This window comes from Bradyrhizobium huanghuaihaiense (assembly GCF_007830635.1).
GTDB classification, from domain to species: domain Bacteria; phylum Pseudomonadota; class Alphaproteobacteria; order Rhizobiales; family Xanthobacteraceae; genus Bradyrhizobium; species Bradyrhizobium huanghuaihaiense.
Genome location: NZ_VLLA01000006.1, coordinates 173,959 through 185,834 on the forward strand (window position 1 = coordinate 173,959; position 11,876 = coordinate 185,834).

Genomic DNA, 11,876 nt, shown 5'->3' on the forward strand with positions numbered 1-11,876 from the left:
ATGCCGCTCGCCGGGAAAGGCATGCTGCTGACGTCGATGAACATCGACGCTTCAGATGAGGCCGAGTTCAATCGCTGGTACGATCGCGAGCATCTGGAAGAACGCGTCGCGATCGAGGGTTTCCTGGAAGCGCGGCGCTATGTCGCGCACGCCGCCAATCCCAAATATCTCTCCCTGTATTCGACTGCGACGCTCGACGTGCTCGACAGTCCGGCCTACCGGGCGCGGCTCGCCAACCAAACCGAATGGTCGCGGCAGAGCATGGCGCGTTTCAAGGACATGCTGCGCGTCGTCGCGCGCATCACCATCAGCAACGGCACGGGCCGCGGCGCAGCGCTCGGCATGGTACGGCTGCGGCCGACGCCTGATAATGCTGGGGCATGGCGTGATGCACTGCAAGAAAAACTGACGCCAGGGGAGCGCGAGGGCATCATCTCGATGCATCTGCTCGAGAGCGAGCCGGAATTGTCGGGCGCAACGGCGGACATTCCAGCGGTGCGCAACGAGGGCGCGCGCGACTGGTTCGTGCTGATCGACGGCACCCATGTCGGCGCAGTCTCGGCGGTCATCGCCGAGCGCTTCACCGGTCCCGCCGCATCACCCTTCCCGCTTCCGGTCTCGGTCGGCACCTACTGCCTGATGTGGGACCTCGCGAAGAGCGATATCGCGCGGAGCTAACGTGGGCCTATTGCTGCGCTGCCCCGCCAAGCCGTCATTGCGAGCGCAGCGAAACAATCCAGACTTGCAGCCGCGGCGACACTCTGGATTGCTTCGTCGCAAGGGCTCCTCGCAATGACGAGGATGGAGCGCATCGCAACATATTGCACCGCCGCATTGCTGCGCGCGGCGCGTTAATGCTGTGCACGCGCAGCTCCCATGAAAGGCGGTGATCACCCAAATTTGCCGTTGTGCTTCGGAATGGTTCTAATAAGCTAACCCAATGACGTCATTCAGAAACCGGATCGAAGCGCGATAAAGCGCTCGCCAAGCTCAAGAAAAGGCCGCGGGGGTCTTTGAGCCTGCGCGGACAGGGTAGGAATGAAACCGACCGATATCGCGGCCCCCGACTACTTTCACAAAGTGGTCGATTGCCAGTGGGCCTGTCCTGCACACACCCCGGTTCCCGAATACATCCGACTGATCGCACAAGGCCGCTACAGCGACGCCTACATGATCAATTGGAAATCGAACGTGTTTCCCGGAATCCTGGGACGCACCTGCGATCGTCCGTGCGAGCCGGCGTGCCGCCGCGGACGCGTCGAGGACAATCCGGTCGCGATCTGCCGCCTCAAGCGCGTCGCCGCTGATTTCAAGGACGACATCAGGCAGCGCCTGCCGCGGCCTTCGCCGAGGAACGGCAAGCGCGTTGCCCTTGTCGGCGGCGGTCCGGCGTCGTTGTCCGTTGCACGCGATCTCGCGCCGCTCGGTTATCACTGCACCGTGTTCGACGCCGATCCCGAAGCCGGCGGCATGATGCGCTCGCAGATCCCGAAATTCCGCCTGCCCAATTCGGTGATCGACGAGGAGACCGGCTACATCCTGGGTCTCGGCGTCGACTTCAAGGGCGGCCATCGCATCGAGAGCATGAAGTCGCTTCTGGCGGAGAAGTTTGACGCGATCTTCGTCGGCTCCGGCGCGCCGCGCGGCCGCGAGCTCGACATTCCCGGCCGGAAAGAGGCCGCCGCCAATATCCATATCGGCATCGAATGGCTGGCCAACGTGTCGTTCGGCCATGTCGACAAGATCGGCAAACGCGTCATCGTGCTCGGCGGCGGCAACACCGCGATGGATTGCTGCCGCACCGCGCGCCGGCTCGGCGGCGAGAAAGTCACGGTGGTCGTGCGTTCCGGCTTCGAGGAGATGAAGGCCTCGCCCTGGGAGAAGGAAGACGCGCTCCACGAGGACATCCCGATCCTCAACTACATGGTCCCGGTGGCTTTCAAGCACGTCGCCGGCAAGCTGATCGGCGTCACCTTCCAGCACGTCAAACCCGAATACGACGCCAAAGGCCGCCGCAATCTGGTGCCTTCGGGAGACCCCGATCAGACCATTCCCTGCGATGACGTGCTGGTCGCGGTCGGGCAAGAGAACGCCTTCCCCTGGATCGAGCAGGATTGCGGCATCGAGTTCGACAAATGGCACATGCCGAAGGTCGATCCGACGACGTTCGTCTCGACCAACCCGAAAGTCTTCTTCGGCGGCGACGCCGCGTTCGGGCCGAAGAACATCATCTGGGCGGTCGCGCATGGCCATGACGCCGCGCTGTCGATCCACAAGATGCTCTCGGGCGAAGACATCACCGAGCGCCCGCTGCCGGAGGTGCAAATCTCCTCGCAGAAGATGGGCATCCACGAATGGAGCTATGACAACGACATCTCCAACGACAAGCGCTTCAAGGTGCCGCATCGCGACAAGGTGATCGCGCTAAAGGACATCCGCGCCGAGGTCGAGCTTGGCTACGACGTCAAGCTCGCACTGGGCGAAGCCGAGCGCTGCCTGAACTGCGACGTCCAGACGGTGTTCTCGACCTCGCTCTGCATCGAGTGCGACGCCTGCGCCGACATCTGCCCGATGGACTGCATCACCTTCACCGACAATGGTGAGGAAGACGATCTGCGCCAGCGCCTGAAGGCGCCCTCGCCGCGCCCGGACCAGGACCTCTACGTCTCCAGCGACCTCAAGACCGGGCGCGTGATGGTGAAGGACGAAGATGTCTGCCTGCATTGCGGGCTGTGCGCCGAGCGCTGTCCCACCGGTGCCTGGGACATGCAGAAATATTTCATCGATATGACCCACGCAGGTTCGACATGTCCGACAAAAAGCCGATCAGCAGCGTAAACGACTTCGTCGTCCGTTTCGCCAACGTCAACGGCTCGGGCTCGGCCAGCGCCAACGAGATGTTCGCGCGTGCGATCCTGCGCCATGGCGTGCCGGTGTCCCCGCGCAACATCTTCCCATCCAACATCCAGGGCCTGCCGACCTGGTACGAGGTGCGGGTGACGGAAGACGGCCATCTCGGCGCCCGCGGCGGCGTCGACATGATGGTGGCGATGAACCCGCAGACCTGGGACAAGGACGTCGCCGGCATCGAGCCCGGCGGCTATCTGTTCTACGATTCCACCAAGCCGATGCCGTCGACAAAATTCCGCGACGACATCTCCGTGATCGGCGTACCGCTGACCGCGATCGCCAACTCGACCTATACCGATCCGCGTCAGCGCCAGCTGTTCAAGAACATCATCTATCTGGGCGCGCTGTCGGCATTGCTCGACATGGACCCGAAGCTGATCGAGCATCTGATCGGCGAGCAGTACAAGGGCAAGGAGAAGCTGCTTTCCTCCAACGTCCATGCGCTGCATCTCGGCCGCGACTGGGCGCTGCAGAATTTGAAATGCCCGATCGGGCTTCGCGTGAAGAAGTCCGACAAGGTCGGCGACCGCATCTTCATCGAGGGCAACAGCGCCGCCGCGCTCGGCGCCGTCTATGGCGGCGCCACCGTGTGCGCGTGGTATCCGATCACGCCGTCATCGTCGGTGGCGGAGGCCTTCACCGCCCACTGCAAGAAGTATCGCCACGACCCGGAGACCGGCAAGGCGAAATACGCGATCGTGCAGGGCGAGGACGAACTGGCCTCGATCGGTATCGTCATCGGCGCGTCCTGGAACGGCGCCCGCGCCTTCACCGCGACCTCGGGCCCCGGCATCTCCCTGATGACGGAGTTCATCGGCCTCTCCTATTTCGCCGAGATTCCGGCGGTGATCATGAACATCCAGCGCGCCGGCCCCTCCACGGGCATGCCGACGCGCACCCAGCAATGCGACATCATCGCCTGCGCCTATGCCTCGCACGGCGACACCAAGCATGTGCTGCTGTTCCCGGAAGATCCGGCCGAAGCCTTCGAGTTCGCGGCTGCCGCCTTCGATCTCGCCGAGCGTCTCCAGACCACGATCTTCCTGATGCTGGACCTCGACATCGGCATGAACCACCGGCTCTGCCGTCCGCTGAAGTGGGATGACGCGCGGCAATATGACCGCGGCAAGATCATGACGGCGGAGATGCTGGAAGAAGGCCGCGACTTCGGCCGCTATCTCGACGTCGACGGCGACGGCATTCCCTATCGCACCTATCCCGGCACACATCCGACCAAGGGCTCGTATTTCACTCGCGGCACCTCGCGCGACCGCTATGCGCGGTACTCGGAGGAAGGCACCGTCTATGCCGACAACATGCAGCGCCTGGTGCGCAAGTTCGAGACCGCACAGGACCTGGTGCCGCGGCCGCTGCAGGCCAATGCGGAACGGCCGACCAAATATGGCGTGATCTATTTCGGCTCGACCTCGCCGGCGATGGACGAGGCGATCGGCCTGCTGGAGGCGCGCGGCCATCAGCTCGATCGCCTGCGCATCCGCGCCTTCCCGTTCCATTCGAGCGTGGCGAGCTTCCTCGCCGAGCACGACTTCGTCTATGTCGTCGAGCAGAACCGCGACAGCCAGCTCCGTCAGCTCATCGTCAACGAGAACGGCATCGATCCGGTCCGGCTCGTTCCGATCGTGCATTACGACGGTTCACCGATTACCGCCCGCTACATCGCAAAAGCCATTGGCGACCACCAGGATCACCTCAAGGTGACCCCGCTCCGCAAGGCCGTGTCATGATGGCAAACTGCATCCACATCGTCATTGCGAGCGCAGCGAAGCAATCCAGACTGCCTCCGTGGAAAGACTCTGGATTGCTTCGCTGCGCTCGCAATGACGGAGTGCGGTTGCGACAGCCCGGCCGTGTGCAAAGAGACGTCGGATTGCGGCAAGGGAGCAGAGAGAAACGGTCATGACCTATATTGCCAAGCCGAAATTCCATCATCCGGGCCTGAAGAAGAACGAGCTCGGCTACACGCATCGCGACTACGAGGGCAAGATTTCGACGCTGTGCGCCGGCTGCGGCCACGATTCGATCACGGCCTCGATCATCGAGGCCTGCTACGAGCTCTCGATCGAGCCGCATCGGGTGGCGAAGATCTCCGGCATCGGCTGCTCGTCGAAGACGCCGGACTATTTCCTCGGCAATTCGCACGGCTTCAACTCCGTGCACGGCCGCATGCCCAGCGTGCTCACCGGCGCCAACCTCGCCAACCGCGATTTGATCTATCTCGGCGTCTCCGGCGACGGCGATTCCGCCTCGATCGGCTTCGGCCAGTTCGCGCATTCGATCCGGCGCGGCGTCAACATGACCTATATCGTCGAGAACAACGGCGTCTACGGCCTGACCAAGGGCCAGTTCTCGGCCACCGCCGACCGCGGCTCGAAGAGCAAGAAGGGCGTCACCAACACCGACAATGCCATCGACCTGGTCGCGATCGCGCTGCAGCTGGGCGCAACCTTCGTGGCGCGCTCGTTCTCCGGCGACAAGGGCCAGCTGGTGCCGCTGATCGCAGCCGCGATCGGCCACAAGGGCGCGTCCTTCATCGACGTCATCAGCCCCTGCATCGCCTTCAACAACCACGCCGGCTCGACCAAGAGTTTCGACTATGTCCGCGAGCACAATGACGCCGTGAACCGGCTCGACGTGCTGGTCGGCCGCGATCCGATCGCGGTGGACTACGCGCCGGGCACGGTGCAGGTGGTCGAGCAGCACGACGGCAGCAAGATCGCACTGCGCAAGATCGACGCGGACTACGATCCGCATGATCGTCTCGGCGCTCAGACCTTCCTCGCGAAGCACGCCGCCAAGGGCCAGATCGTCACCGGCCTGCTCTATGTCGACCCCGACGCGGAGGACCTGCACGAGCACCTCAATACGGTCGAGACCCCGCTCAACACGCTGGAAGCGGACACGCTCTGCCCGGGTTCGGCGGCGCTGGACAAGATCAACGCCAGCCTGCGCTGATCACTTGCCGGCAACTGGTTGCCTGACACGTATGGTGATCTTCTCGGACACGATGGGCGGCTCGAACGGATAGTGCTTGGCGTCGCCGAGCACCAGTTGCAGCGTGTGCGTTCCGGGTGCAAGTTCGAGCTGGGTTTCGGTCTGCCCGGCGCCGAAGTGCAGATGCGACTTGTCCTGCGGAATTGGCTCCTTGGGATCGATGGGATCGTTGACGTCAACGAGCAAATGGTGATGGCCGGCGTTCTGGTAGTCGTCGCCGGCATGCGTCACGCCCATGTTGCGCAAACCGAACCGGACCCAGAATGCACCGCGAACCTTCTGCCCGTCACGCGGGCTGATGAAATAGAGCTTGGCGTCCTTGGGCGCGGTCTTGCCTTGCGCGTAGGCTCCGCCGGGAGGCAATGCGAGCGCCGCCGCCAATGCGGCGCAAAAAATGATCTTCATCAAATCCACTCCAGCACCTACGGACTGAGCGCGACGCGGAATCCATGTGTGGGATAACGGACATTGGTGTCGTAACCATCGCGGTTGGACGGCCGCACATATCGCGAATCGTTCTTCCAGGAGCCCGAGCGCAGAACGTGCGAGGAGCAGTCGGCGCCGGTCCATGCCGAGCCGTCGCCGGGCGCGCCTTGATAGCTCTTGTGCCAGCAATCCTCGACCCACTGGTCGATCCCGCCGCCCATGTCGTACAGGCCGAACGGGTTTGGCTTGAAGCTGCCGACCTTCGCCGGCTGCTCGCTGGCGAGGTTGCCGCAATCCTTGCAGCCGGCCATGCCCGGCTGGAGCTTGTCGCCCCACCAATACTTGCTCTGCGTTCCGCCACGCGCCGCGTACTCCCATTCGGCTTCGCTCGGAAGCCGATACGGCTTCTTCGTCGCCTGGGAGAGATACGCCACATATTGCTGCGCGTCGGTCCAGCTCACATTGCTGACCGGCGCGTCGTCTTTGCCGGTGGCCGTGAAGGAGCACGCCTTCGCAGCGGCGCAATCGTTCCACTCCTGCACGGTCACCGGATATTTGCCGATCGAGAACGGCTTGATCGTGACCTGGTGGACCGGGCGTTCCGTCGGATCGTCATTGCTTCCCATGGCGAAGCTGCCGCCGCGAATGGCGATCATCTCGGGTTCTCGGACCGCCGTCACCGATGGAGCGGATGCCGGAGATGGTGAAGGCGATGCGGCGGGCGATGGCGTCGTTGTGGGCAACGGCGAAGCCGCGGGTGCGGCTTGTGGCGCCGGTACCGCCGGGCTCGGTAACGACGGAACGGATTGCGGCACCGGCGAAGCCGACGGCGCCGCGATCGGAGGAGCGGCAGCCTGTTGCCCCACCTGGCTGCGGTGCTGCACCAGCACGTACCAAAGCACGTAGCCGGCAATCACCAGCAATGCCATGATCAGAAGAAAGAGCAGGATGCTCTCGCGCCGGCCGCGCGTCCTGCCGACTGCGTCTGCGTCCGGCAGCACGCGATAGACCCGCACCGGATCGGTGATGTTCTTGACCTTGCGGTCCCCGAGCGATTCATAGCCGCATACGACCTTGTGCTTGATCTGCTCGTAGATCGCACCCGAGATATAGACCTGACCGGGCTCCGCAATGCCTTCGATGCGTGTGGCGATGTTGACGCCGTCGCCGTAGATATCGTCCGGCTCCACGATGACGTCGCCGAGATTGACGCCAATCCGGTATTCGAGCCGTGAATGCTTGGGAAGCGGGGCGTTGCGGCCGAGGAGATTCTGCTGGATGACGATGCTGCATCGAACGGCCTCGACCGGGCTATCGAAGATGGCGATGAAGCCGTCGCCCGTCGTCTTCACCAGCGTGCCATGGTGCTCGACGATGCTGGGCTGGATGATATCCCGCTCGATCCGCTTGACGCGGACATGCGTTCCCTCCTCGTCGGCCTGCATGATGCGACTGTAGGAAGCGATGTCGCCGACAATGATCGCCGCAAGACGACGAGGCATGGGGCCGTGTGGGGGCTGCCCGTCCTGATTTCCGGATCTGAAGTTGCGAATTTCGCCCATTGCGGGGACTCCACACGCGACGAGAGGCGGCCCCACTCTACGACTGCCAAGAGCAATCGCCTGTGAAGGCTATCACATCGACGAATGGGGACAATGTCGAATGGCTGACGGCATCGGGTTCCCAAAAAACGATGGCCCGCGCCGATTGAACCTTCCTGGCTTGAGGTTCGACTAAGGCCGCACATGGAACCAGGCCGCCTCGCTCCGCTCTGCGCGTGGATGCGAGTTGAATGCGTCACGCATGCGGCGACTGCCAGCACGCAGTGTTTCGTGAAAGCAACGCGGTCCGCCTCGGCTGCGGCCTCGACTAGCCGACAGGCTCGGGCTCGGCTGCGGCGCGACCCGTATATGCCAGCCGTCCGGCCGTCCAGTACTGCTTGCAGGTCTCGAACAGCGTTTCGCCGTCCACGGTCAGGCCGCCCGTGACGAGCACGCCGTCCGCACCAATGGGCTTGTTCAGCAGCGACAAGACGCGCTTCAGAAAGCCGCCTTCGAACCGCTCGGCGAGAAGAGGATCGACCTGAAGAACGACGATCCTCTGGCTGCGATACCGAAAGATCGATATGTCCCTCACCGATCGCCACGAGATGGTGTCATCGGCGATCCTGGTGTCGCGAATGCCGATACGGGTGATGAAGAGGACCGGCTCCCTGGCGGAGATCAACGTCCAGAGCGTCCTGCAGGTGGCCAGGCCGAAAAACACGACGCCGAAATAGCTGAGCGCGATCTGGATCGTGGCGATGTCCTTGCCATAGTGCCAGCTGAATGCGAGCGCGCCGCACAGCAGCGTCGCCAACAGGCCGGCTCCCAGCAACTTGAACAGCCGCGGAAGGGAATAGCCGATCGCAAGGTTGGGCAAGCTCTGACTTACGGACATTCTGACCGCCACCAGTCATCTGCAACAACCCGGGGTTTACCAGCGCCCCTCCTTCCAAATTGTTAAAGCGGGAACCTTGCGTGAGGCTGCCCGCAAGGCGGGCGGCCAGGAACGCTTGAACGCAGGACTTTCCGCCCGCGACTAAATGCCAGTCGGCTAGCCACCCCGCGCGCTGCGGATGGACGACGGTTCACACGCCCTGGTGCGATCATGAAGCTTGCCCTCATCCTTCCGCTTGTCCTTGCCGGCTTCGTCGGCGCCGCCCGGGCCGAGGAGGCCGACGACATCCGTGAGGCCACCAAGGCCGAGGCCGACACCTTCAACGCGCGCATGTATGCGGGCAGGCCCGGCGACAAGGCCTATGCCTGCTTTGTCCGCCGTTACGACGCCGAGCATCTGGCGCGGCACCCGAAGCAGAAGGTCGCGTCGATGAAGCTGCTGATCTCCGCGGAGGTCGACAAGGAGGACAAGCAGCTCCACAACTCGTTCCGCCTCGGCTTCAGGTATCGCCACCGCAGCGGCGATTTCGATTCCAGCGGCTCCTGTAACCACGCCGTGTTCACCAAGGACGGCACCGAAACCCGCCTCGGCTGCGGCGTCGACTGCGAGGGCGGCGGCATCGGCGTTGCGCTCTCCAAGGACGACAGGTCGGCGATCGTGCGCCTCGCGCGGGTCAGGGTCTGGCAGAACAACAAGCCGGACGACGATGCCGAGCGATCGCTGGTCGCCGGCGCCGACGACGGGATCTTCCGTCTCGATCGCACCGACACAAGCGAATGCGCTTCGCTCGTGACCGACCGCAAGGAACTCGCGGCACTGCGCCACAAGTGATATGTCCGGCAAAATCAGGCAATCCAGGGAGACTGCCATGAACCGCCGTAACATCCTGTGGAGCGCCGTCTCGACTTTGGGTGCCACGCTCGGCGCCTCCAGCGCGAAGGCCGCGCCCGAGGCTCCACCGTCGAACAAGCTGAAGGTCGTCTATCACCTCAGCGACGCCGAGAAGGTCAATTTCGTGCTCGGCAACATCCAGAACCACATCGACGGCGTTGGTGGTCCGGCGAACGTGACGATCGCGCTGGTGATCCACGGTCCGGCGCTGAAGCCGTTTCACACGGCGCAGGCCAACCCCGACATCAGCAAGCGCGTCGGCGAATTCTCCAAGGATGGCGTCGAGCTCGCCGCCTGCGGCAACACCATGAAGGCGCAGAACGTGACGCTGACGGATCTGCTGCCGGGTTTCGTCAGCGCGGAGAAGGGCGGCGTGGTCAGGTTGGCCGAGCTGCAGTCGCAGGGGTATCTGTATCTGCGGCCGTAAGGTTGCACGGTGCCGCCACATCCTCCGTCATTGCGAGGAGCTCTTGCGACGAAGCAATCCAGACTTTCTCCGAGGTGGGATTCTGGATTGCTTCGCTACGCTCGCAATGACGGCGGAGCGCGCTTGACTTACCCATAACCCTATGGTTATGAATTAACCCATAACCTCTGAGTTATGGATTAGCCATGTCCTCCGCCCACGATCTCCTGTTCAGGATGCTCGCCGATCCGACCCGGCGGGCGATCTTCGAGCGGCTGTGCCGCGAGGGCGAGCAGACGGTCGGGGCACTGACGCTGCGATCCGGCGTTTCCCAGCCGGCGGTCTCGAAACATTTGGGCGCGCTGAAGCAGGCGGGCCTCGTGCGCGACCGCCATGAAGGACGCCAGACCCACTACAGCGCAGAGCCCGGCGCGCTCAATCCACTGGTTGACTGGACCAGCCAGATGACCGGCTTCTGGCAGAACCGGCTCGACGCACTCGATGATCTCCTGAAGAGGATGGACCAATGACCGAAACACGATCCGTCGTCGTCGAGCGCGAATTTGCCGCACCAGTGGAGCGGCTGTGGCGCGCGCTGACGCAGCCGCATCTGATCGAGGAATGGCTGATGAAGAACGACTTCAAGCCCGTGGTCGGTCATCGCTTCAATTTGCGCGGCGAATGGGGCGGCGTGCTGGACTGCGAGGTGCTCACCATCGAGCCGCAGAAGGCGCTCGCCTATACCTGGAATTTCTCGCACGAGGACGCCGCGTTCGATCTGAAGAGCGTCGTGACCTTCACGCTGACGCCGACGGGCGCGGGCACGCATCTGCGCGTCGAACAGGCGGGCTTCAGCCCGACGCAGAAGCAGGCCTATGGCGGGGCGCATGCCGGCTGGAAGCAGTTCTTCGCCAAGCTGGACGAACTGCTGGCGCGGGCTGAGTAGCTCGCCGGCGTCTCTTCCATACATTTTCCAAAGGAGGTCCCAATGAGCACGAACATGTGGATTCGGCGGATTCATCGCTGGCTGTCGATGGCGTTCACGGTCGCGGTCATCGCCAACATCGTCGCCATGACCATGCAGCTCGATGCCGCCTGGATCGGCTTCCTGGCGCTCGTGCCGCTGATCCCGCTGCTCGCGACCGGGCTGTATCTGTTCGCGCTGCCTTATCTCGGCCACCGCGACGGCGCGCGGCAAGAGGCGTGATCATGAAGAAGGCCGTCACCGCAAAGAAGAGCAGCGCGACGAAGACGGATGGCGCTTCGCCGTCCAGGATGATCGACGGCAGGATCAGGGAGCTCGGCGACTGGCGCGGCGAGATGCTGGCGCGGATCCGCGGCCTGATCCAGCAGGCCGTCCCTGACGTCGTCGAGGAATGGAAATGGCGCGGCGTTCCCGTGTGGGAGCACGACGGCATCATCTGCACCGGCGAGACCTACAAGGAAGTGGTGAAGCTGACCTTTGCCAAGGGCGCGGCGCTGGACGATCCCGCCGGCCTGTTCAACTCCAGCCTCGACGGCAATGTGCGCCGCGCGATCGATATTCGCGAGGGCGAGAAGATCAACGAGAAGGCGTTGAAGGCTCTGGTCCGCGCGGCGGTGGAGCTGAATGCGTCCAAGAAGAAGCCGGCCAAGAAGCAGCCGGCGTAGAGCGCCACGAGTTCCGTTGATCGCAATAGCAGCCGCGGACTGGCTCCAACCTCTCCCGCTTGCGGGAGAGGTCGGCGCGTCCCGGGCGATGCGAAGCATCGTCCCGCGCGCCGGGTGAGGGTTCTCTCCTCTGGGGGAGTCC

13 protein-coding genes are annotated in these 11,876 nt (G+C 63.5%); 10 read left to right on the forward strand and 3 right to left on the reverse strand.

The annotated features are described in order from the left end of the window. The 4 genes from IQ16_RS15385 (at position 1) to IQ16_RS15400 (ending at position 5,883) form a co-directional block, all read left to right on the forward strand. Positions 1–678, forward strand: a complete 678-nt coding sequence (locus IQ16_RS15385; RefSeq protein ID WP_018641079.1) for a DUF4286 family protein — start codon at positions 1–3, stop codon at positions 676–678. Between the two features lie 360 nt (positions 679–1,038). After that, positions 1,039–2,838, forward strand: a complete 1,800-nt coding sequence (locus IQ16_RS15390; RefSeq protein ID WP_018641080.1) for an FAD-dependent oxidoreductase — start codon at positions 1,039–1,041, stop codon at positions 2,836–2,838. Further along, positions 2,808–4,655 (forward strand): 2-oxoacid:acceptor oxidoreductase subunit alpha, encoded by a 1,848-nt coding sequence (locus IQ16_RS15395; RefSeq protein ID WP_167526330.1) that lies wholly within the window; start codon positions 2,808–2,810, stop codon positions 4,653–4,655. Before IQ16_RS15390 ends, IQ16_RS15395 begins: the two co-directional genes overlap by 31 nt. Before the next feature lie 172 nt (positions 4,656–4,827). Continuing rightward, positions 4,828–5,883 carry a 2-oxoacid:ferredoxin oxidoreductase subunit beta gene (locus IQ16_RS15400; protein WP_018641082.1) on the forward strand — a complete coding sequence of 352 codons (1,056 nt, stop codon included), beginning with the start codon at positions 4,828–4,830 and terminating at the stop codon, positions 5,881–5,883. On the opposite strand, the gene IQ16_RS15405 is transcribed toward IQ16_RS15400, so the two are convergent. The 3 genes from IQ16_RS15405 to IQ16_RS15415 all read right to left on the reverse strand — a co-directional run bounded on the left by IQ16_RS15405 (position 5,884) and on the right by IQ16_RS15415 (position 8,787). After that, complete coding sequence (locus IQ16_RS15405; RefSeq protein ID WP_018641083.1) at positions 5,884–6,327, reverse strand: DUF4399 domain-containing protein; 444 nt, start codon at positions 6,325–6,327, stop codon at positions 5,884–5,886. It lies immediately after the preceding gene. Positions 6,328–6,344: 17 nt separating this feature from the next. Further along, a complete protein-coding gene (locus IQ16_RS15410; protein ID WP_018641084.1) occupies positions 6,345–7,910 on the reverse strand; it encodes an SUMF1/EgtB/PvdO family nonheme iron enzyme in 1,566 nt (521 codons plus the stop codon). A 307-nt stretch (positions 7,911–8,217) separates the two neighbouring features. Continuing rightward, positions 8,218–8,787, reverse strand: coding sequence for an STM3941 family protein (locus tag IQ16_RS15415; RefSeq protein WP_018641085.1), 570 nt, complete (start codon positions 8,785–8,787; stop codon positions 8,218–8,220). A gap of 210 nt (positions 8,788–8,997) precedes the next feature. Between IQ16_RS15415 and IQ16_RS15420 the strand changes: the two genes are divergently transcribed. From IQ16_RS15420 to IQ16_RS15445, 6 genes are all read left to right on the forward strand, one after another. Beyond that, positions 8,998–9,618, forward strand: coding sequence for a hypothetical protein (locus IQ16_RS15420; RefSeq protein WP_018641086.1), 621 nt, complete (start codon positions 8,998–9,000; stop codon positions 9,616–9,618). A 37-nt stretch (positions 9,619–9,655) separates the two neighbouring features. Then, a complete protein-coding gene (locus IQ16_RS15425; protein ID WP_018641087.1) occupies positions 9,656–10,105 on the forward strand; it encodes a DsrE family protein in 450 nt (149 codons plus the stop codon). Between the two features lie 185 nt (positions 10,106–10,290). After that, complete coding sequence (locus tag IQ16_RS15430) at positions 10,291–10,614, forward strand: ArsR/SmtB family transcription factor (RefSeq protein ID WP_018641088.1); 324 nt, start codon at positions 10,291–10,293, stop codon at positions 10,612–10,614. Beyond that, positions 10,611–11,030, forward strand: coding sequence for an SRPBCC family protein (locus IQ16_RS15435; RefSeq protein ID WP_018641089.1), 420 nt, complete (start codon positions 10,611–10,613; stop codon positions 11,028–11,030). The genes IQ16_RS15430 and IQ16_RS15435 overlap by 4 nt, the downstream gene beginning before the upstream one ends. Positions 11,031–11,072: 42 nt before the next feature. Continuing rightward, entirely contained in the window at positions 11,073–11,291 is a 219-nt protein-coding gene (locus IQ16_RS15440) for a hypothetical protein (protein ID WP_018641090.1), read from the forward strand. A gap of 2 nt (positions 11,292–11,293) precedes the next feature. Then, entirely contained in the window at positions 11,294–11,734 is a 441-nt protein-coding gene (locus IQ16_RS15445) for a DUF1801 domain-containing protein (protein ID WP_026311711.1), read from the forward strand. Positions 11,735–11,876 lie beyond the last annotated feature (142 nt).